The organism is Acidovorax sp. JHL-3 (assembly GCF_000526295.1).
GTDB lineage: Bacteria > Pseudomonadota > Gammaproteobacteria > Burkholderiales > Burkholderiaceae_C > Acidovorax > Acidovorax defluvii.
Genome location: NZ_JAFU01000001.1, coordinates 427,879 through 449,907 on the forward strand (window position 1 = coordinate 427,879; position 22,029 = coordinate 449,907).

Genomic DNA, 22,029 nt, shown 5'->3' on the forward strand with positions numbered 1-22,029 from the left:
GCATGTTACTGCGCTGCACCACAGCGGCCCGCCATGGGCATGCTGCAGGGGCAAACCGCCCCCCGCATCTACCGGTGCCGCGCCATCAGCTCCAGCACATAGCGGCTCGGAATCGCATACGAAATACCCGAGGGCTGGCTCATGGCCGATTCGCGCGTGCTCTTGGTCAGCACCATGTTGATGACGCCGAGTACCGCGCCGCTGCGCGGATCAAACAGGGGTCCGCCGCTGTTGCCCGGATAAGCCGTGGCATCGAGCTGGAACACCTGCAAGGGCCCGGAGCGCAGGCTGCGAATGGCGCGTTCGCTCAGCTGCTGGCCCGTTGGGCTGGGCAAGGCCATGGTGGTGATGGACGAGACGGTGGCCCGGTGCGTGACGCTGGAAAACCCCAGCACCCCGCCGATGGGAAAGCCCATGAACGCCAGTTCCTCCCCCTCACGCACCGGGTCGGACGCCACCACGTTCAGCGCTGCCGCTGCCGGTCCGTCGATCTGCAGCAAGGCAAGATCGTGCTCGGGAACAGTCTCCAGCACCCGCGCCTGGCGCATGGTCCACACGCCAGCCCCCGCGCGCAGTTGCACCACCAGTGCCGGCCCATCGGCACCCATGGCAGGGATGGCGGATATCACGTGGGCGTTGGTCACCACGCGCAAGCCGTCGCCCACCACAAAGCCGGTGCCGACATAGCGAAACCGCGGCGCGTCCGTTGCACGGTAGGTGCCCACCAGCACCACGGCGGGTTTGATCCGCTCGATGGTGTCGGGCAGTTGTGCCAGCGTGGTGCCACTCCATGCCGCATGTAACAAAAATACGAGTGCCCAGCGCACCCACCAGCGTTTGTGGTTCATGTTTTCTCCTTGGGAAGCAGCCCGCGCAGCGCCTTGCGCCCCAGGTGGGGCACCAGCAAGTGCAGCGGCATGCGCAGATGGTGGCCGTAAAGGTAGAGCAAACCGCGCGCCAGTGGTGTCCACGCATCCGCGGTGGAAGCGTGATCGGGCCGCAGCGTGCGCAAATACAGGGCGTCGCGCAAGCGGTGCTGCAGGGCCTGCTGGCCCACGCTGGGCGCCAGTGCGGCCACTGCGCCGGACGGCACGGGCGTTTGCATGATGGCCTGCGCATAGCGCAGCGCATGGTGCAGCGGCCACTGCAGGCTCAGCGCCGCCGCGCGCTCGAGCAGGTCCGACCAGAAACCGGGCACCGAGGCAAACTCGCGCATCAATGCGTCGATGTCCACCACGCCCCGGAATCCGTGCGTGAAGTCGCTTTCGTGGAAAAGATGCGCCGCACTGTGCAGCACCATGTCCACCGGTGCGAGCACGCACACGCCCGCTTGACCGGGCAGCGCCTTCGCCGCCTGCAACAAACGTTGTGTGCTGGGCCGGGCCCTGGCGGTGCCAGGCACCAGGGCATGATGCACGTCCAGCACCGTGCCACGGTGCAGGTGCCGCATCGGCGGCAGCTCGTGCATCCAGGTGCGGTAGTAGTGCTGGTTGTAGGCATCATGGTCGGCGTGCACCCAGCCGGCCATCATCAACGCCGTTTCCACGTCGGCCAGGCGCTCGCGCGGCACCAGAATGTCCACATCCGACACCATGCGCCCCATTGATGCCTGCAGGCCAGCCAAGGTGTAGGCGCCCCCTTTGAGCAACACCACGGGCAGGCCCGTTGGCTGCAGGGCGCGCGCGATCTGCGCCACCTCAAAGCGCAACTCACGCTGCTGGCGCGTGGCCAGTGCCAGCGCCGAGGCCAGGTGCTGGCGCGGCGCAGGGGCCACTGCATGCCACGCGCAACGGGCCTGCACCAGGGAGGCAATGCGCGCCAGCACATTGGCGCGGCGCGCCTGCCGCACCACCAGATCCCATTGAGCCAAGCTCAGCCGCTGCGGCTGCGGCGCCGGGCCCAGCAGGTTCAACAGCGGCTGCATGGCGTCGTCGTGCATCAGGCAACCCTCGCGGGCGATGGTGGCTCCAGCGCATCAAACCAGTCCAGCGCCTGGTCGAGCTGGCTGTAGCGCAAATCGAAACTGTCGCAGGCATCGACCATCCGCACCAGGGCCTCGAAGCCTGCGCGGCCATGCACATGCTGGTTAAAGCTGTTGCGCGCGAGCTCCATCACGGTGGTGGCCTTGGCGCGCGGCTGCACCTGCAGCGCGGCGCCGCGCTCGTACCGGGGAAAGACGATCCAGGCCGGCAAGGCGCGCTCGTCGGCACGCGCCAGGCTATCTGGCAGCACCTTGAGGTGCGCGACCGTGCCTTTTTGCGTATCGTGCGCCACCGGCCCCAGCACGCAACCCGGATCGCGCTCACGAATCACATCGATGGAGGCATTCTTGAGGCTGATGGGGCGCGGGGACGGCACCACCCAGCCGCTGCCGGGCTCCAGCAGCGTCAATTCATCGGACAGCAGGCGCCAGCCATGGAGCATGAGCGCCGCGCACAGTGTGCTCTTGCCCGCACCCGGCGGTGCCGGCAGAACCACGGCGCGCCCACCCCTTTCCAGCACGGCTGCGTGCAGGCTGATCCACTGGTGGCAGTGGCTGGTCACGCACCAGTTCAACCCCCACTCGAACAGTGCGAACGCTTCGCCCTGCGCGAGCGGCGTGAACGGCTGGCGTCCGTCCAGCGCGAAAACACACAGCGGCCGAAACCATGGACGGCTTGCCTCCACTGCCACATGGAAGTCAAAGAACCCCGCCCCATCCTGCGGGGCCAACAGGTGGTCTGAATACAGGCGCTCGATGCCATCGGCCACAACGCAGATGGGGCTGCGCACCCGCACAACAAACGGTGGAATCACGATACCCAGGCCTTCGCCGCCCAGCAGCCTGTCCAGTTGCGTCCTGGGCAGGGAGGACAGCTGACGCTGCGCACTCACGCGTCACAGGGTTCGATAAAACCCAGGTATTCAAAATCTTTCAGCAACTTGTCCACCTTGCGAATATCTTCCGCGGTGGGCTGCTCGCCCAGCAGCGCCTGGGCCAGACTTTCGGCGCAAGACTGCTGCACCGTCAACAGCTGCTGCAGCAGCTCGCCCGCAATGGGGCTGAGCGCATGGATATCGCCACTGGCTTCGTCGTACACCACGGCGCCATCGGGCCACAGCTGCAGCAGATAGTCTGCGCGCCGTGGGCAGTGCCAGCGCATAGCATGCACGGGCTGCACCGGGGCGGCATCAGCCGTAACGGCGCGCACTGTAGATGGTTTCGAAGTAGGCGATGGTTTGTGCATAGTCCCACTGGACGCCCGCAAACGGACTCCAGTTGCCGCGCCCGCTCCAGATCGCATTGCATTGCGAGGTGGAGAGCGCCAGCACGTCACGATCGTCGTGGAACTCGAGCGCTGTCAGATACGACGCCACCACATAGCGGGCCAAAACGGTGTCGCGATCATGGCCCTCGTAGCCCAACACATCCCCCAGCGAAACGCGGCGCCCGAACCTTCCTTCGGGGTTGGCAACAAAGCCGCACTCCTGAAACTTCTTTTTCTTGAACTCGCTTTGCTTGAGCTTCCACTCTGCAGGCGTGCGAACGATGCAGTCGGTCTTGTAGCGGGCATTGCTGACCCGTCCCTGGTTGGCCTGCAGCGAGGCAAAAGCCGATGTGGTCACACCATTGCCCTGGCCGCCGCCCACTGCTCCGGCCAGAACGGTGTTGCTCTTGAGCGCGGCCACCACGGGCGCGGCACTCAGGCCCGCACGCACAATCTGGCGGCGGCTGACGCCGTGTGCATGCCCGTCTGGTACCGCGCCAGACGTTGTCGACGTTGTTTCGGTTTCTTTCATCACGTTCTCCAGAGCAGGTCAATTTGCTTAGCTTTGACTGCACATTCATTGCAGGAATTCACAGCGTTTTCTTCAGCCGATCCACCTCGGCCTGGGCCGAAAACCGATCTCCTGCCGCGCTGAGTTCATCCAGCAGTGCGCGGGCAGCATCCTTGTTGCCTGCCTTGATCTGAATCTTGGCCAGGTTCAGCTTGAATTCCAAAACCTGCGGCTGCAGCTGAACCACCTTTTTCTGCATCTCCAAGGCCCGCTCATGCTGGTTGGCGGAAGACAGCAACATCGCCCAGGTGTCCATGAACGCCGGCTGATTGGGTGCCAACGCATTGGCGCGTTCGGCATCGGCAAGTGCGCCGTCGCGGCCAAGCTGGCCTTTGAGCCATGCCAGATTGTTCAGGGCAGCCGCGTTGTCGGGCTGAATCGCCACCACCCGTTCGAACTGGCGCAAACTTTCCGGCAACTCATTGAGAGTGAGTGCCCGGTTTCCCAGATAGAAAGGAAAAACCGCATCCTTGGGCTGGGTCCGCAACCATTCAGCGGCCCATCGATCGGCTTCGGGTTTTTTTGCGGCCGACAGCAGCACGTCATGCAGCCGCACTGCCAGCTCCGGGCTGGCTACCTGCTTGAGCCCCGCGCGGAAAGCGTCGGCGGCTTTATCCCAGGCCTTGCCTGCCGCGTGAATCTCGCCTTCGAGCATATAGCCCACCTGCTCCTTGGGCCTTTGCTTTTGCACTGCGCGACTGATGGCCAAGGCATCGCCGGGCTTCTGCGCCGCCATGGCAAGACTGACTTGCCCTTGCTGGGCCTCCAACGACTTGGGCTCAATCTCCAGCGCCTTGCGCAGATTCTGACTGGCAGCGTCACGGTCCCCGGCGATCAGGTTGGCGCTGGCCATGCGCAGGAAGGGCAGGGAAGACTGCGGCTGCAGCGCCGCCATGCGGTTGAAACTGGCCTGTGCCTGGTTGTGTTCGCCGTTGGCCGACTGCGCGCGCCCCAGGACATCGAGCAACTGAACGTTGTCAGGCAGTGCGGACACCGCCTGTTGTGCCACAACCAGCGCATCCTTGGGCTCGCTGTGGCGCAAATGGTGCTCTGCAAGAAGCAGACGCGGGAGGGGGCTGCTGGGCGCCGCCTCCACCACCTTGCGCAAGAGCGTCGCCAGCTCTGTCTTGTCCGCGCCATTGGCCTGGCGCAATTCCACCAGGGCCAGATGCGCCTGAACGTTGCCTGGCTGGCGCTTGATGGCCGCCTCAAGGCGCGCACGCGCATCGTCTGGCCGCTTGTCGGCGTTGTCGAGCACCGCCAGCACGCCCACAGCGGGAAAGTAGTTGGGGTCGATCTCGAGAACCCTTTCCATGGCCTTGCGTGCGCCGACCGCATCGCGCTTGAGCAACAGGGCTCGGCCGCGCAAGAAGACTGGCATCACGTCTGCAGGACGCTTTTTCTCCAGCGCATCAATGGCTTTCAGGGCCTGATCGACCTTGCGCTCCTGCAGCAGTGCATTGATCAGGGCCATGTCTGCCACCACCCCGTCATCCGAGGCCGCAATGCTCTGCAACTCACCCAGCGCAGCATCCCTCTGACCCGATGCCAGGCGGCTGACCGCCAGCGATGTGCGCTTTGCGGGGTCTTCAGGATCAAGGCTGGACGCCCGTGCGAAGTAGCGCTGTGCCCGGTCCACATCGCCATGGAGCATGTACACCTGACCGGCGAGCGCCATCATTCCGGGATCACGGTCGTTGCGCTCAACGTCCACAGGAAGTGCGGACATGGCCTTGTCGAGGCGGCCCTGGCGCACATAGGCCGTCACCAAACCCCGCCGTGCCATGGGCAGCCCCGCTTCCAGTTGCAGGGCCTTGGCCAGCAACGCCTCGGCCTGCACATTGGCCCCCAGCCGCAGCTCCGTCATGCCGGCCAGTTCAAGCGCACGGAAATTCTCAGGGGTGAGGGTCACGAGTTTTTGCGCGTGTTCCTGTGCCGCCTTGAGATCATTTTTGGCGTATGCCAGCATCGCCTGCAAATACAAGGTCTGCGGCTTGCCGGGCGCCTCCTTTGCCAGCCCCTGCAAGGCTTCGGCGGCGGCCTCGGTCTTGCCCTGGAGAAGTAGCAATTGAACGACGGCCGCCTGCCCTTCCAGATAAGAGGGATTGACCTGAAGCGCATCCCGGTACGCCACCATCGCCGCATCCATGTCGCGCTTGCTATACAGCAGCAAGTCACCGCGCAGTTTGTGCGCCTCGTCGGCACCGGAGGATTGCCGGGGAATCTTGTCCAGCCCTGCCAAGGCCTCATCAATATTGCCGCGCTGGGCACTGGCGCGGACCAGCTCGATGAGCGCAGGCACATGGTCTGCCTTGGCCTTGAGCGCCTCATCGATGCTGGCGCGGAACTTCTCCTCTTGGCCTTGGCGCAGCCAGGCAATCGCCACAGTCGTCTTGAGACTTGCCTGCGCTGGGGCGCTGGCAAGCTGCAGGAGGGCATAGTCGGTCGTGATCTTGCCGAACTGCTTGCCCAGCAACAAGGCTTGCGCCAGTTGCGGCACCACTTCGTCAGGGGCCGCACCCAGATCCTGCGCTTTCCTGAACTCGGTTTCCGCTCCCGCTATGTCACCGGTGGCCTGCAAGGCCTGGCCGAGCAGAAGGCGTGCCTTGGCGGAATCCGGGCGGTCCTTCAAGACATTTTTGAGCTGGATGATGGCCGCGGGCGCATCGTTGCGGCTCAGGTAGTCCTGTGCCGACGCCAGGAGCGCATCCGGGCTGTCGCTACCACATGCCGACACCAGCAAGGCCATGGCAAGAGTGGCTGCGGGAACAAAAGAGCGGGAAACGGGAGCCTTCATGGTCGTCCTCCAGAGAGATGTTTCAGGGCTTGAGGCCCAGGCGATGCATCAGGTCGTACAGCGTGGGGCGGCTGACACCCAGAAGATCGGCGGCCTTGGCAATCGTGCCGTCCGCCCGGGCAAGCGCTGCAAGCACCGCCCGCTGCTCGGCGGCCTCGCGCGTCACACGCAGGTCCAGTGATCGGTCCACATCGTCGCTGGCAGCACCCATAAGCCCGACATCGTCGGCCGTGATCTGGTTGCCATCGGCCATGATGGTGGCCCGCTTGATGCAGTTTTCTAGTTCGCGGATGTTGCCCGGCCAGGGATGCGCCTCAATCGCGCGCAGCGCATCATCAGCCAGTGTCAGGTTGCGCCGGTGCTCCTGGCCGAATCGGCGCACAAAGGCGTGTGCAAGCAGCGCCGCGTCTCCTACCCGCGCACGCAAGGGCGGTATCTCCACCACGATCTCAGCCAGGCGGTAATAGAGATCTTCTCGAAACCGCCCCTCCTTGACGCATTGCGTGAGGTTCTGGTGGGTTGCGCACACAACACGCACATCCACGGCTATTTCCTGACGACCACCTACACGCTCAACAACGCGCTCTTGCAGGAATCGCAGCAGCTTGGCTTGCAAAGACATCGGCATGTCCCCGATTTCATCGAGCATGAGCGTGCCTGCGTGCGCTGTCTCAATCTTGCCGGGAGTAGTCTTTGCGGCTCCTGTGAAGGCCCCTCTTTCGTAGCCAAAGAGTTCGCTTTCCAACAGATTCTCAGGAATGGCCGCGCAGTTGATGGCGACGAATTTGCCGTCCTTGCGATTAGAAAGCTGGTGCAGGCCGCGCGCCAGGACCTCCTTGCCCGTGCCGCTTTCGCCCAGCAGCATGACGGAGGCGTTGGTGTTGGCGACTTTTTCAATGGTGCGGCAAATGCGCAGCATCTGCGGATCGCGCGTCAGCAAGCCGGCAAGCGTGTCGGGCATCTGCATCGCCCGCAGACGTTTGTTCTCGGTCTGCAAATGGTGCAGCCGGAAGGCACGCTCCACGGTCAGGTTCAGCACTTCAGGCTCAAACGGCTTGGCCAGAAAATCGTAAGCACCCATGGCCACGGCCTTGAGCGCGTTGGACTGGTCGTTCTGCCCGGTGAGCACAATGACCTTGGTGTCAGGATCAGCACCCAAAATTTGCTCTAGCAGCTTGAACCCCTCGGAGACCGCGTCGGCATCCGGGGGCAGGCCAAGGTCCATGGTCACCACCGCGGGCGCATGACGACGCAACTGCGTCATGGCACTTTCACGATCATGGGCGGTGACGGATTCAAAACGATCCAGCGACCACTTGATCTGCTTTTGCAGCGCCAAGTCATCCTCGACAACAAGCAGGGGCTGCAACTTGTCCGGGCTCATGCCTCCTCCTGGGGGTGTAATCCGAAATCACGACCGATTTCAAACAAGGGAAGCAGGAGACGCACCACGGTTCCCTTGCCAATCTGGCTGTCCACGGAAACCTTGCCGCCGAGCTCCTGCACGTACTGAAAACTTTCGTAGGTGCCAATTCCCATGCCAGCCTCTTTGGTGGTCTGAAACGGCTTGAACAAGCGCGTCTTGACAAACTCTTCGGTCATTCCCTGGCCTTCATCACCCACTTCGATGCGAGCATGGCTACCGAAACGATCCACTTTCACCCAGACCCGGTCATGGACTTCCGTCGCGTCGAAGGCGTTGTGCACCAGATGACCGATGATGCGCTCCAACCGGTCGGCCTGTCCACGGGTAAAAACCTGTGGCGACGCCTCCAGGTGCACGGTGCGGCCGCGGCGCGAGGCATTGGCTGCCAGCCGTTCCGCAATCTTGCACAGATCCACACCCACGGACGCATCACCGGACGCAGAGCCTCCGCGCAACTGCAGCATCAGCTGGCGCATGCGGTCGAGCGAGTTCTCTACCGTCATCAGCATGTCGGCCTGGAATTCGGGGTTGTCCTGCAGTCGCTTGGCGTTTTTGACCATGAGCGACAACTGGGCGACGATGTTTTTCAGATCGTGGACCACAAATGCCGACATTCGGTTGAAGGCTTCAAACTTGCGGGACTCCAGCAGTGCTTCGGTGGCCTGTATTTGCGCCAGGAAGCTCGCGGCCTGGCGTCCGGCTGTTTTGAGCAGATCGGTGACCTCCCAATTGACGTCCACCAACGTGCGCGGACTGGCCAGCAACACAAAGCCCAACAAATCCTTGCCTTGCCACAGCGGGACCAACAGCCAGGCTTGCGGGTACTCGGCCAGCCAATCGGGCAGGCGCAAATCCCGGTAGCGCCCGGGCGAAGCACGAAACTCCTCCAGATTGACCACCCATCCTGTGGATCGCATGAACGTCGGTAGCTCGGCCTGCTGGTCTACGGTCTGGCTGGTCGCGGCCAGATTCCACCGGGCCACCTGTCGGTACTGATCGTCGTCCGGACGCAGCAGCCACAATGCACCTGCAGGGCTCTCCAGCATGTCGGCAAGGCCCTTCACCACATTCTGGCCCGCTTCTTGGGGGTGGGCCTGGCTCGACAGCGTGGCGGTGAACTTCAACCATTCTTCGCGGTAATCAAAGCGGTAGCGAAAGAAATGCTTGCCCAAAAACACCCGCAACTTGGCTCGCAACGAGCCTGAAAGCGCCAGCGCCAGTGCCAGTACCAATCCCACGAAAACCAGACCCAATTGCAGGGCGCCACCCCATTCACCGCCGAAATAGCGAACGTAATAGCCAACGCCCGCAATGAACAGCATATAAAGCCCCACCAGCACCAGCGTCGCGGAGTGGAAAACGACCTTGCGCGAGACCCGAATCTTGGTGATCCAGTTGCGATGCCGCGTTGTGGCCAGCAGCAGTAGTGGCACCATCAGGGCGTGCACCAAAGGCCTCGCACTCAGAGCATCAGGATCTGCCCCCTGAAACAGCACGCCTTGAGAAAACAAGTACAAATCGAACAGGAAGGTGCCCGCCAGCCCGAGGCACACCGGCTTTGCACTCCACAACGAATCCTCGGGCAGATTGCGGAACAATTGCTCCACCAGCACCAGGCCTCCAAGTGCCAACAGCACCATGAGAAACATGTGGCCCGTCGCCCCCGCCAGAACGTTGACGAGCACGATCAGTGCGGGCACGCCCAGCAAACCCGCCGATGCCAGCCCAGGCAACCAGCGATACCACGGGCCCTGTGCCACGCCGGCGTTGGGGTTGAAGAAAAGGGCGACAAAGACACCCCAGCAGAGGTAGCGCAGCATGTCGGCCGACTGCGCACCCAGCCACCAGTCAGCGCTGACGGTCAGCGCCAGCAAGCTGAAACCACTCCACACCACAGTAAGTAGCGCTGCGGCAAGCATTGCCAAGCCGATGCGATTGACTGGCTCCTGCCAATTTTCCTGGCGGACCAAACGCAGGGACAACAAAGAGTAGGCGCCCGCTACCAAAGCCAACCCCCAGTAAACCAGCGCGTTTTCACTGTTGTTCATGGCGAGGTGCGGGCGGACCCGTGTTACTGAGCACCTTTGCCGGTCAGGACTACGCCCACCGTTTCAAACAGGATGACCAAGTCAAGAAACCATGAATGGTTTTTGACGTAGTAAAGGTCGTATTGCAACTTGTGCTCTGTGTCTTTGATGGACGCGCCATAGTGGTAACGCACCTGGGCCCATCCAGTCAATCCCGGCTTGATGCCGTGCCGCAAGGCGTAGTAGGGAATCTCGAGCGTGAGCCGGTCCACAAAATAGGGCCGCTCTGGCCGAGGCCCCACAAGGCTCATGTCCCCCTTGAGTACGCAAAACAGCTGGGGCAGTTCGTCGATGCGCATTTTGCGGATGATTTTTCCAATGCGCGTAACCCGCGCATCTCCGGCACTGGCCCAGCGGGGTGTACCGTCTTTCTCCGCGTCCTTGCGCATGCTGCGGAACTTGATCACATTGAAAATCCGACCATTGCGGCCGACGCGCGCTTGACGATAAAGAACAGGACCACCATCTTCAATAAAAATCAAGAGCGCGGTAACAAGCATCACGGGAGATGCAATCAACAACAATAAACTTGCTCCAACCATGTCAAAGATCCATTTGACAATAGACCGTACAAGCCCCTGTTTGAATCCATCTCCAAAAATCAGCCAACCAGCTGACACGGCTTCCAGATGGATTTGCCCCAGAAACTGTTCGAAATGCGTTGCGATGTCGATGACCTGAATGCCATTGACCTTGCAATCGAGCAATTCACGCATCGGCATGCTACCGCCTCGCCGCTCACTCAGCGCCACCACAATTTTTTCCACACGGTGCTTATTCACTGCATCGGTCAGCGTTTGACCATCAGAAATAATTTTCAATGCAGAAACGGCAGGCTCTTTTTCGTTTGAACTCGAAAAATACCCCACCAATTCGATACCGGGGTCGTTTTCCTGCAAAGACTGGCCAACCACACCTGCACGCGCTCCGGTGCCAAAAACCAGAATGCGCTGGCGCGTGTAGGAAGCAGGGAATATATTCCCGCCAAACAATCGAATAATCAACATGCCACTGACAATAATCAGCAAGGCAATCAGTGCCTGCTCATTCTGGTACGGGGACTGAAGGGGCAAGAGGAACAAAATGCCGCTGGCAATGGCCATGGAAAAAAGAAACGACAACACTGCCCGGGCCCGGATCTGGCCAACCGTCAACTTGCTGGGGTGCTCGTACAAACCAAGGGAAAAATTCACTGTGAGAATTCCGACGGCCATCAAGGCCCCTCGAATGACACCCGCAATGATCGCCGAGAGATTGAACATGCCTGCTCCGGCCTGCATCGTCAACGAAACAATCAACGTGCCAACAATCAGGACCGAATAAACCATGATCTGCAAAATGGTCCGTCGGTGAAAATAATGACTGGAAATCTTGATCATTAATTGCTTCCTGCCGTGTCCGTTCTAGGACGCAAAAAATACGGATCAAAAATTACCCACATCTGGAAATTTATGAAACCAAATGTTTAACCAAGAAGCAACCCTGGTTCGGTAAAAATTTGCTTGACAGCGTGCTTCGCAGGGGGCAAATACCCGCAAACCAAACCCCATCCGCATTCACCCCGCTAGCTCTCGCGGATCAATGGCGATACGACAAGCAACAGCCACAGCATAGTGGATACACGTGAAATTTCAATAACACTTATTACCACGCCAATCAGAAGGGTGGCCGATATAGCGATTCCCACGATCAAGGCCAGGGGGTTTTGGCGTGCAACGCCTTGAGAGGCCATTGCCAGCGCCCATACAGCCAGGGCTGCTAATGCCGCCAAACCAAGCAAACCGCGTTCTATCAACAACTCGAGGTACAGGTTGTCCATATGCCAGGGCAGGAAGTTCGCATAAGCGATGCTGCTCCAGTGGCGCGGCCCTAGCGCAAAAGCTGAATTCTTGAGCACCTGCCGACCCTGTGGATCAATCAGCTCCACCGCATCCAGGCGCACACGCGTCTTCGCTTGCAGCACCGCGATCGACAGCACACCCTCTCTCCAGGCAGAGCGGATACCGGTCGACGCAAAAGCGGGGCCGTGCAGTTGCAGCTCCATCCAGCCGCCCACGGCATCGCTTGACGCAAGCACAAGGGGCGTTTGCTCCTGGCACTCGAAGGCATACAGCAGATGCTGCTCACACAACTGAACCCACAGGCGAGCAGGCGCCTGCACGTACCCTCGCAAGCGGACTCGGTAGGCACCACCGGGGGCCAGAGCCACGCGCTGGGTAAGCGCCAGTTTGCCCTTGACGCCAGGTTGAGCCGGTCCCGAAATCAACGCCTGGGGGCTGCCTTCGGCACTGCGGACCCAGCGCACCTGGCCCGGCAGCCCACCCTCAGAGGTCTGTGTGCTGTAGTGCGCAGGCAACCTCCCCACACCCAGCCCAAGGACCCACTGGCTTGGCGTCTTCAACAAGTCAACACCGCGCTCCCAATGTTCGAAGCGCTGGTAAAGATCCTTATTCGATCGGCCCAGGCGATCCGGCATAAAGGTGCCACCCACCAGAACGCCCAGCGCTTCAGCCACCAACGCAACCGCCAGGAACGCCATGGCACGCCGGTGCCATACAGAACTATCGGGCGCAACCAATCGGTATCTGTGTGCCAACGTGACCAGCGCAATCAAGGCGAGCGCCACAGACAGATAAACGCCGCGCGAATACGTCATGAGCACCGCATAGATCGACAGCAGCATCAGCGCCCCCGCCGCACACCAGCGCCAGCCATGCCGCGCGGTCCATGCCGCCCACCATGCGAACGGTAACGCCAACGCCAGGTAAACGTCTATGGCTCCGCCGCCGACATGCATTTCCCAGAACCAGGCGGTGATTCGGGTGCGGTCACTGAAATCCAGCGCGCCCACGTAAATGCCGCGCTCCCAGAACACGGCGGCGCACACCAGAAAAAGCCCGACGACCATGCCGCGCGCCAGCCGCAGAGGCGCAGCTTGTCCATACCGGTACAGCACGGGCATCAGCACCAGCCCCCACACCATGCTCTTGGCCACCCGCAGCGTGTTGCCAGGCAAATCGTAGTCTCCGTAAACCCCTTGGGCCCACAGGTCCGCCAGCATCGCGGCCCAGGGTGTGGCAGCACGCGCATCGTCCAACCCGCGCCACACGCCTATCAGCAGCAACGGCGGCAGCACCACGTAAACCCACTGCATGCTGCGCGGCGTCCGTCCCAACGCCACCGCCGGCTTGTTCCACGCATCAAGCCCCCAGCGCAGGTAGGCGCCGCCCATGGCAGCGAGCATCAAGAGGTCCGATTCGTCCACCAACCACCAGCCCGTCCAGGGGGTGAAATTGGCCACGGGCAGCACGGTCGGCAGCATGAACCACAGATCAGCAGGCCGCCGTATGGCCCAGGCCGCTACGCCCACCAGCATCAACACGGCAAGGGCCGGAGCCACCGGGTGCTGCAGAGCAGCAGCCAATGCGGTCGCCGCAAATAAAAGACCACACAAACCCGCCACGCCCGTAAGGACAGCGGCGGACACCCGACTGCTTGCGTTTACACCAGCACTTCGGGACAAGGCGGGTGCCCCAGAAACGCCTGCGGACTGGCCGTCGCGCCGTAGGCCCCGGACTGGAACACCACCACCAGATCGCCCGGCTGCGCCACTGCCAGCTCCATCCGGTCGGCCAGCACATCCAGCGGCGTGCACAGCGGACCCACGACACAGGCGGTTTCGCGGTCGGTCGCCTGCAACCGGCTCCCGATCGCCACCGGGTAGTTGCGCCGGATTACCTGACCAAAATTTCCCGAGGCGGCCAGATGATGGTGCATGCCACCGTCGGTCACCAGGAACACCTGTCCACGCGACACCTTGCGGTCGATCACCCGCGCCACATAAATGCCCGCCTCGCCGACCAGGTAACGCCCCAACTCCAGCACCAGCCGCGCCGCGGGCAACGCTCGCTCCAGATCCATCTGCACCTCCGCCAGGACACTGGCAACGGGAGCCAGATCCAGAGCCCGCTCACCCGGAAAATACGGTATGCCCCAGCCGCCCCCCAGGTTGACAAGGCGCACAGGCGCGGGGGCATCCTGCGCCAGGCGCAACACCAGGTCGAGCGATCGGCGCAGGCTCTCTGCAATGACTTCACCACGCAGGTTCTGCGAGCCCGGGTAAACATGAAAGCCTTCAAACACCAAACCATGCTGCGCCATGCTGCGCAACAAGTCGGGCACTTGTTCGGCGTCGATTCCGAAGGGCTTGGGCCCGCCACCCATGTGCATGCCTGCGCCACGCAACTCAAAGTCTGGATTGATGCGCAGTGCCACGCGCGCTGGCCGCCCCAGTGCATGCGCGGCATCGGCCAATGCCCGCAGCTCGCGCGCCGACTCCACATGCAGCAGCACCCCCGAGGCTACGGCCTGGCGCAACTCGGCCTCGCGTTTGCCCGGCCCGGCAAAACCGATGGACCGGACATCCGCGCCGGCGTCGAGCGCCAGCTTGAGTTCGCCGGCCGAGGCCACATCCATGCCATCGACCAGCGGGCACAAAAAGCCCACCAGCGCCGGCATGGGATTGGCCTTGATGGCGTAGTGCAGGTGCACGCCTTGCGGCAGCACCTGGCGCACTGCATGGATGCGCGCAGCGATCAGGGCACGGTCGTAAGCGTAGAACGGCGTCTGGCCGACCCGCTCAGCCAGCATGGAAAGCGGCAGACCGCCGACCTGCAGTTCATCGCGGGATGTGTCGAATCGATCCATATTCTTTTATCCAGCGTTGACGGTCCAGCTTGCCATTGGGGCTGCGCGGCAGCGGCTGGCTCACCCAGTTCAGTATTTTGGGCAGCATGAACGCCGGCAGGTGTTCTCGGCAATGCGCCAGAAGGGCTGCACTGTCTTCATCGGCCTGGCCGCTAGCGGCGGGCGAAGCCAGCAGCGCCGCACAGATGGCGCTGCCCAGCGCCTCATCCGGCACCGCATGCACCAGCGCCTCGGCGACCAGGCCGCTGGCGTACAGCACCTCTTCCACTTCAGTCGGACTGACGCGGTAGCCCGATGTCTTGATCATTTCGTCGCGCCGACCCACAAAATACAAGAACCCATCGGCATCGCGGCGCACCGTGTCGCCCGAGTACACCGCGCGCTCGGGCGCCCGCCAGTCGCCACCTGCGGGCAGCAAGGCCGGCGGCCAGGGCTTGAATCGGTTCGCGGTTTCTTCGGGCCGCCGCCAGTACCCCAAAGCCACCAATGGGCCGCGATGCACGAGCTCGCCGGGTTCATCGACTGCACATTCACTGCCGTCGTCGCGCAGCACGCGCACCTCGGCGTTCGGTATCGCGCGCCCTATCGAATCGGGTCGCCGATCCACTTCTTCAGGCGGCAGATAGGTTGAACGGAACGCCTCGGTCAGTCCGTACATCAGAAAGGGCAAGGCCGCAGGCGCCAGATCTCGCAAGCGCTGTAGCGTGGCCCCGGGCATGCGCCCGCCGGTGTTGGCCCAATAGCGCAGATGTTGCGCGGCACCGGCCGGCCAGTCCAGTGCAGCCAGTTGCATGTACAGCGGGGGCACGGCGGTCAGGCCCGTAACCCGCTCGCGCACCATGGCCTGCAGCACATCACGCGGTAAAAGGTAGTTGAGCAGCACCACACGGGCGCCCACCAGGAAAGCCGTGGTGAGCTGGCTGAATCCGGCATCGAACGACAGCGGCAACACGGCCAGCAAAGTGTCATCGGCACGGTTGTGCAGGTAGCCCGCCACGCTGGTAGCCCCGGCCACCAGATTTCGGTGCGACAACACCACTCCCTTGGGCTGACCCGTGCTGCCGGAGGTGTAAAAAATCACCGCCACATCGGTATCCAGCAAGGCGGGCAACGCGGCAGACTGACTGTCCAACACATCGGGCCAGACGCGCAAGACCAAGTGGTCCGGCCAACCGGAGGGAGTGGGCTGTGCTCTCCCATCACACAACACCACATGCCGCAGCTCGGAGCAGGCCACCAGCACCGGTGCCAACGCCGCCAGCCGCGCTGCGGATGTCACCAGCACCTGTGCTTGTGCGTCTTGCAATATGTGCGCTACCTGCGCCGCCTTGAGCAGTGGATTTATGGGCACCAGCACGCCACCCGCGGCAGGCGCCGCAAAGCTGGCCACCACGGTTTCCACCCGCTTTTCGAGGTACACCGCCACACGTGCGCCGCGCTCCAATCCCAAAGACAGCAGGCCCGCCGCACAGCGCTCCATCTGCGGCTGCAGGTCGGCATACGACCAATGCCGCCCGTCCACCGTCAAGGCCAGGTGACCAGGCCAGCAGGCGGCGGCCCGGGCCGGTAGCTCGTGCAGCAAAACGGGGGGAACTCCCCTGTTGAAATCTGGCGCTTGGGGCATGTTGCGGATGGTAAGTCATTGCCACGCATCCTGGCAGCGTGCCGCACGCACGCGCCACAGTCCTAGAATCCATCGACACATCCGCCCTATACAAGCATTCGCCATGAACCTGACCGAACAAGTCCTTCACGTACTCGACGGCGCACTCCGCCTGCAAGGGCGCGCTGCTGCTTTCACGCGCGAAACCGCACTGCTCGGCGCCCTGCCCGAACTCGACTCCATGGCCGTACTGGCCCTCCTCACCGGTCTGGAAAACCACTTTGGCATCACCTTCAGTGACGATGACCTCAGTGGCTCGGTCTTCGCCACCGTGGGCAGCCTGAGCGATTTGGTGGAGCAGACACTGGCCCGGCAAGACAAATGAGTCTTCTCGGGCCGTCCCCCTTGCCGGATGCATTCTTCCTGCCAACCGGCAACGGGCAGTGCTTTTGCCTGTTCCACCCTCCGCAAGGCGATGAACTCCGGGGTTGCGTGCTGTACTTGCACCCTTTTGCCGAAGAGCTCAACTGCACGCGGCGCGTGGTCGCACAACAGGCGCGGGCGCTGGCACAGGCCGGCTACGGCGTGCTGCAAATGGATCTTTCGGGGTGTGGTGACAGCGAAGGCCGCTTTTCCGACGCCACCTGGGAAGCGTGGCTGCAGGATGCGCACCATGCACACCGCTGGTTGCGAGAACACGCCGGCGGGCCACTTTGGCTGTGGGGCATGCGCGCAGGCGCCCTGCTTGCCACAGCGCTGGCGAACGAGCTGAATGAAGCGTGTCATTTTTTGCTGTGGCAGCCCGCCATCAACGGACAGCAGCAGCTGCAACAGTTTTTGCGCCTGCACACTGCAGGCCAGTGGCTGGGCACTGGCAAGGGCAACGGGCCGACGCCAGCGCATTTGCTGGACAACGGCCAGCCCGTGGACGTTGCCGGCTTCACCCTGAGCCCGGCGCTGGCGCGGGGCCTGGCTGCGGCCGGGCTCCAGCCACCACGGCGCACCCCCGGGCAACTTGTCTGGTTGGAGTTGGCGGCCCAGGCAGAGTCCGTGCTCAGCCCGGCCTCAGAAAAGCAGCTCGCCGTTTGGCGCACAGCCGGCTGGGCCGTGTCTGCGCAGGCGCTCACAGGACCACTTTTTTGGCAGACCGTGGCCACTGAAGACGCTCCCACCCTCGTGCAGGCCACCCTCAGCGCGCTCACCAGACCAGCCACGCAAGCAGCACCACCATGAGTATCCACGAGCACCCTCTGGTCATCCCCGGGCCAAAGGCGCAGGACATGCTGGGCATCGTCAGCCTGCCCGCTCCGGTTGCACCGCAGCAAAACACAGGGGTTGTGATTGTCGTGGGCGGCGCCCAATACCGGGTGGGCAGCCACAGGCAGTTTGTACAAATGGCCCGCTTTCTCGCTGCAGCGGGCTACCCCGTGCTGCGCTTTGACTTCCCTGGCATGGGTGACAGCCCGGGCGCTCCTGTGGCATTCGAAGATTCAGCCCCCCACATCGCCGCCGCCATCGACGCCTTGCATGGCCAGCATTCAAAAGTGGACAAGGTCGTGCTCTGGGGCTTGTGCGACGGAGCATCGGCGAGCCTGCTTTATATGAAAGCACACCAAGACCCGCGCGTGGTCGGCATGGTGCTGCTCAACCCCTGGGTACGTTCCGACGCCGGACTGGCCCGCGCACAGGTCAAGCACTATTACCGACAGCGTCTCATGGAACCCGATTTCTGGCGCAAGCTGGCAGCCGGTGGCGTAGGCTGGCGGGCATTGCGCAGCCTGGGGAGCAACCTGCGCACCATGCGGCAAAATCCACCTAAAACACTCACATTTCAGGAGCTAATGGCGCTCGGCTGGCAAGCGTTTGAATGCAAAATGATGCTTATATTGAGTGAGCGAGACCTGACGGCACAGGAGTTCGTGGAACATGCAAAAACGCACCCTGCCTGGCGCGGCTTGCTCTCACGCCCTGGCGTTACCCAACACTGGGTGCACGGCGCAGACCACACCTTTTCCAGTACCTCGGCGCAACACGAGGTGCAAGCCGTGGTACTTGCCTGGCTGAACGATCTTCATCGCTGAACCATCACCGCACGCGGCGGTTGCGCGTGCACCAAGAGACAAAGAAAAGGGGGCTGCGCCGAAGCGAGCCCCCTTCTAATTTCCAGGTACCGCCGCTGGACGGTGGTGCCTACGTCAACCCATCAGGAGGCCGAGCGCCGACGGCTTACAAATCCCAGGCCCGCCAATGCCAGGCCAATCAGAGCCAGCGATCCAGGTTCTGGAACCTCGAGGCGCTCCGACGAAATGGTGAGACCGAAAGCCAGACGGGTATTTTGCCCTTCCACCGTGGTGAAGCCAAAGCAGCCATTGGGGGCACCTGCGGCAGCGCAAGCGCTATTGGACAGAGTGCTCAGATTGCCGCCCGAGGTAGGGAAGGCATTCACGAAGTACGTCTGACCGTCATAGTCGAAGGACTCATTGAGAAAGCCATCAACCAGCACAAAGATGTCGTTGCATGGAACTCCCGGAGGACTTGTGGCTGCGCAAGGAGTGGAGTTCGGCGTTTCAGTGAACCGGATGGCGTAGTCGATGTCTGGCAGAGGCAAATCGGGGCCAGAGGGGTTCGTTGGCTTCAGCGTCACAACAGCCGTCAACACCGCACTCGTCAACGTTCTTCCGGTGATGGGGTTGTTCGAGTGTGTCAGTGCAATGCTTGGGGCGATGTAACCGGCAGGAGGAGTGCCACCCCCGTACCATGTCGGAATATTTGTCGTGGCCGGGGCGGGATTGTTGATCACCAGCGAGCTTTGACCGCTACCGGTGGACGTTCCCCACTGTAATGTCAAAGGATCAGGATTTTGGACGCCAGCGCCCGCACCGGCACTGGATGTAAAGGCAGTCCAAGTGCCTGAGGCTGTGACATCCCAGTTGATGACAGGGGCCGCATGGGAAAGTGCGCTGACTGCCAACGCACCTGCGGCCAGCAGGGTTTTGGTGAGGTGTTTCATGGTGACTCCTGATAAGGGTTGGCGTAAGAGGCTGTCTGGTCGCCGGGAAGAACCCGGTTGTTGACGCTTCAAACCGCCTCGCTATCCCTGTAAGCACGTGCCGTGCCAACCATTCAAAACACTCCAAGTGGTTGAAAAATAAAGACTTTTTTGGAAATTGCCGATTCGCCATGTCGATGGCGTAAAAAAACCCGACGCTCAATCGGTGGCTGCGGTCACGTAAGCAAACTTTCGCTCAAAGTCCAACAGGGGCCGCCACGGAAAATCTTCGGGCTCAACCAGTTCCACTTCCAGTTCTGCAAACCCATGACGGGTGCAGTGATCCATAAGCTGTGCGCGCAGCGTCGGCGTGACTACGCCAGCCTGGTTGGCCTGCAGCGACAGCTGGATGCCACCCGTAGCGTTTTTTGCAAGGCGAAAAGCGCCGCTCAACTGGTCGGCGATGGCATGGTCCAGGTAAAGCAACTCTTTAATGCTTTCTACAGAAGGCAGGCCTGCCGGGCGGTCTTTGATGCGCCCCTGAACAGCCACCAGCGGTAGCCAAGGGGAAGCGGTGCCGGCCATGGCTGCCGCCTGGGCAGTTTCATGGGGGCTGACGAGCCTGCCAAGATCGCCCGTGGCGTAGCGCGGCAGCGCAATGACGGCGTGGCTGTCGAGCATGGTGATGCATAGTTCGCCGAAGCCGTTCGCATCTGGATTCAGAACTTCGATGTGGGTGCGCAGCGGGTTGTAGCAAAAAACGGAGGGCATGGCGTACAACACCGCCGCCGAACCGCAGAGCAGCTGCGCCAGCGCCAACTGGGTGCGCATGGCGCGGCGCATGCGAATGGTTTCGCGCGTTTCAAAAAGCAGGTTCAGCCCCAGCTCGCCCACCCCGAAGGAGCTGCCCACGATGCGGCGGGGATCACGATCAATGTCAATGCCCATGCGGGCGGCAATGTAGTCGCGCTGTGCTTCGACCAGCACTTCTTCGCCCACGATCACGCTGGTATTCAGCGCGCGCCAGTCCACGCCCGCCCTGCGGGCTTCGTCCAGCAACCTGCGAATGAACAAGGGATCGGTGCACAGCACGGTTTGCTGAAAACCCGGTCCCACGTCGCGCAAGATGGAGCAAGCCATGTCCTCGCGCACACTGACATTGGCCACAGCCACCGCCCTGGAGTGGAACACCACCCCCATAGGCAGACAGTTGACGAGCAGCGTGGGCTTTTCGTCCACGCCAAAGACATCCTGAAGACCCAGATCGATAGAAAACCAGGCTTCTTCGTGCTCTTTGCGGGCCGTTAGACGAAACCCGTAACTGCGACCACTTCGGCCGGAACTGGTGAGCACATCGGCCAGCGCGTTGGCAGGCATTGGCCGTGAGAGTTGCGCCAGCGTAAAACGCTCAAAAGTGTTGGCTTTGGACAGAACCGGCAGGCGATTCCAGTCGGTCTGCGGTCCGAGTTGGGCCGGATTGACCCCGTGCTCCTGCAGCAAGGTTCTGTATGCCGGGCTGATCCTGGCGGCGTCCCTGATGGCGTGAATTGCACGGCTTTTTGAGATGGCCAGCATGCGATGGCTGCCCATGCGCCGGCCCTGACTCAACATGAACTTGCGCAGCGCACGCACTGCGCCCGAAGGCAGAAGCGAGAGCAGCCCCATCGGCGCTCAGGTCAATGCACTCGCGCTGCGCATCCAGGCCAGCAAGGCCGGATTACTCTGGTCAAGCTGGTTCTCAAGTACTCGCAGGTCTGCCACGTAAGGAGCCACGGGGCCATAGTAGTCGGTGGCGGGCCCGATTTGCTGGAAACCAAAATTCATCCGCGTCAGTATCCGCGCCAGGGAGCGTTCCATAGCAGCGTACCAATAACGAATCCCGTTTTGCAGACTGTAGGCATACATTTCGCGATACAGGGTCAGCAAAATTTGCGGGGAGGGGTTGCGCATTTCATGGCCATTTGCGTGCTCCGCCTTGTCAGTCGAAGCCCCACTCGGGGGTTGCTCGCCATGTCGGCGCCGGTAGTCTTTACGCACCATCAGCCGACTGATCTCGGCCGAGTGCGAAGCAGGGGGCAAGACCACGCCATCAAAAAGGATGACGCAGTGGTTGTGAAACGGAAAAGTCTGGATCGCGTCGGGAAGAACCAAGCGTACATACCCCGCCAGTTCGACGCTGCGGTTCAGCGCAGCAAAGTGAGCAGAGTTGCTGTCATGCTCATCACTTTCACGTCGGTTGAAGCACTCTTCTGGCTTCAGAAAGCCACATTCCTCGCAGTACACTTGGTAGCGCAATTCTTGTACGGAATGAAACAAGGGGCCATCGTGATGGGGCAACACCTCACGGCCCGAGAAGTGGGCAGAGAACTCTTGGTGTGGGTGTAAAACGGCATTCATGCGAGACGATCATGCGTGTAGTGCGTGGGCTAAGGCGTGCCTCATTGGCGACAGAAGATGGCCCATGAAGGGGGTCACGCATGCCTGCAGAGGATGAAAACCACTTTGAAGATGGTTGTTTTTCGATGATCGTTTAAGTTAACGGTCGATCCGTAACACTTAGTGAACGAAGACAGCACAAAACAACCCCTCGTGCAGCCTTGA

General features: G+C 61.9%; 18 protein-coding genes. 3 read left to right on the plus strand and 15 right to left on the minus strand.

Translation table 11 applies throughout. From position 1 onward, the window contains the following. Nucleotides 1-68: 68 nt before the first annotated feature. The 12 genes from K226_RS0101960 to K226_RS0102015 form a co-directional block, all read right to left on the minus strand. Nucleotides 69-848, minus strand: coding sequence for a S1C family serine protease (locus tag K226_RS0101960; RefSeq protein ID WP_024813198.1), 780 nt, complete (start codon nt 846-848; stop codon nt 69-71). Continuing rightward, nucleotides 845-1,939, minus strand: a complete 1,095-nt coding sequence (locus K226_RS0101965) for a nucleotidyltransferase family protein (RefSeq protein ID WP_024813199.1) — start codon at nt 1,937-1,939, stop codon at nt 845-847. The genes K226_RS0101960 and K226_RS0101965 overlap by 4 nt, the downstream gene beginning before the upstream one ends. After that, on the minus strand, nt 1,939-2,874 hold the full coding sequence (locus K226_RS0101970; RefSeq protein ID WP_202899870.1) for an HprK-related kinase A: 936 nt from the start codon (nt 2,872-2,874) through the stop codon (nt 1,939-1,941). The genes K226_RS0101965 and K226_RS0101970 overlap by 1 nt, the downstream gene beginning before the upstream one ends. Next, nucleotides 2,871-3,143 (minus strand): HPr-rel-A system PqqD family peptide chaperone, encoded by a 273-nt coding sequence (locus K226_RS0101975; RefSeq protein WP_238324238.1) that lies wholly within the window; start codon nt 3,141-3,143, stop codon nt 2,871-2,873. The genes K226_RS0101970 and K226_RS0101975 overlap by 4 nt, the downstream gene beginning before the upstream one ends. A gap of 28 nt (nt 3,144-3,171) precedes the next feature. Then, complete coding sequence (locus tag K226_RS0101980; protein ID WP_024813202.1) at nt 3,172-3,780, minus strand: hypothetical protein; 609 nt, start codon at nt 3,778-3,780, stop codon at nt 3,172-3,174. 58 nt (nt 3,781-3,838) lie between these two features. Further along, nucleotides 3,839-6,616 (minus strand): XrtA/PEP-CTERM system TPR-repeat protein PrsT, encoded by a 2,778-nt coding sequence (prsT, locus tag K226_RS0101985; protein WP_024813203.1) that lies wholly within the window; start codon nt 6,614-6,616, stop codon nt 3,839-3,841. 22 nt (nt 6,617-6,638) lie between these two features. Then, complete coding sequence (gene prsR / locus K226_RS0101990; RefSeq protein WP_024813204.1) at nt 6,639-8,000, minus strand: PEP-CTERM-box response regulator transcription factor; 1,362 nt, start codon at nt 7,998-8,000, stop codon at nt 6,639-6,641. Continuing rightward, complete coding sequence (gene prsK, locus K226_RS0101995; RefSeq protein WP_024813205.1) at nt 7,997-10,090, minus strand: XrtA/PEP-CTERM system histidine kinase PrsK; 2,094 nt, start codon at nt 10,088-10,090, stop codon at nt 7,997-7,999. The genes prsR and prsK overlap by 4 nt, the downstream gene beginning before the upstream one ends. 23 nt (nt 10,091-10,113) lie before the next feature. Further along, complete coding sequence (locus K226_RS0102000) at nt 10,114-11,508, minus strand: TIGR03013 family XrtA/PEP-CTERM system glycosyltransferase (protein ID WP_024813206.1); 1,395 nt, start codon at nt 11,506-11,508, stop codon at nt 10,114-10,116. A gap of 185 nt (nt 11,509-11,693) precedes the next feature. Continuing rightward, nucleotides 11,694-13,553: an O-antigen ligase family protein gene (locus tag K226_RS0102005; RefSeq protein WP_051463454.1), complete on the minus strand. Its 1,860-nt coding sequence runs from the start codon at nt 13,551-13,553 to the stop codon at nt 11,694-11,696. Nucleotides 13,554-13,630: 77 nt separating this feature from the next. Continuing rightward, nucleotides 13,631-14,836, minus strand: coding sequence for a pyridoxal-dependent decarboxylase, exosortase A system-associated (locus K226_RS0102010; protein WP_024813208.1), 1,206 nt, complete (start codon nt 14,834-14,836; stop codon nt 13,631-13,633). Then, nucleotides 14,808-16,460, minus strand: a complete 1,653-nt coding sequence (locus tag K226_RS0102015) for an acyl-CoA ligase (AMP-forming), exosortase A system-associated (protein ID WP_051463455.1) — start codon at nt 16,458-16,460, stop codon at nt 14,808-14,810. Before K226_RS0102015 ends, K226_RS0102010 begins: the two co-directional genes overlap by 29 nt. A 103-nt stretch (nt 16,461-16,563) precedes the next feature. On the opposite strand from K226_RS0102015, the gene K226_RS0102020 reads away from it, so the two are divergent. From K226_RS0102020 to K226_RS0102030, 3 genes are read left to right on the plus strand one after another with little or no spacing between them, the layout of a single operon-like run. Continuing rightward, a complete protein-coding gene (locus K226_RS0102020) occupies nt 16,564-16,824 on the plus strand; it encodes an acyl carrier protein (RefSeq protein ID WP_024813210.1) in 261 nt (86 codons plus the stop codon). Further along, nucleotides 16,821-17,672, plus strand: a complete 852-nt coding sequence (locus K226_RS0102025; RefSeq protein ID WP_024813211.1) for a hydrolase 2, exosortase A system-associated — start codon at nt 16,821-16,823, stop codon at nt 17,670-17,672. Before K226_RS0102020 ends, K226_RS0102025 begins: the two co-directional genes overlap by 4 nt. Further along, a complete protein-coding gene (locus K226_RS0102030) occupies nt 17,669-18,520 on the plus strand; it encodes a hydrolase 1, exosortase A system-associated (RefSeq protein WP_024813212.1) in 852 nt (283 codons plus the stop codon). The genes K226_RS0102025 and K226_RS0102030 overlap by 4 nt, the downstream gene beginning before the upstream one ends. A gap of 122 nt (nt 18,521-18,642) precedes the next feature. Here K226_RS0102030 and K226_RS19395 read toward each other — a convergent pair whose 3' ends face one another. From K226_RS19395 to K226_RS19400, 3 genes are all read right to left on the minus strand, one after another. Next, nucleotides 18,643-19,449, minus strand: a complete 807-nt coding sequence (locus tag K226_RS19395; RefSeq protein WP_081739309.1) for a THxN family PEP-CTERM protein — start codon at nt 19,447-19,449, stop codon at nt 18,643-18,645. 198 nt (nt 19,450-19,647) lie between these two features. Continuing rightward, on the minus strand, nt 19,648-21,093 hold the full coding sequence (locus K226_RS0102045; protein ID WP_024813214.1) for a hypothetical protein: 1,446 nt from the start codon (nt 21,091-21,093) through the stop codon (nt 19,648-19,650). Nucleotides 21,094-21,099: 6 nt separating this feature from the next. Continuing rightward, a complete protein-coding gene (locus K226_RS19400; RefSeq protein ID WP_081739310.1) occupies nt 21,100-21,825 on the minus strand; it encodes a PEP-CTERM/exosortase system-associated acyltransferase in 726 nt (241 codons plus the stop codon). Between the last annotated feature and the right edge of the window lie 204 nt (nt 21,826-22,029).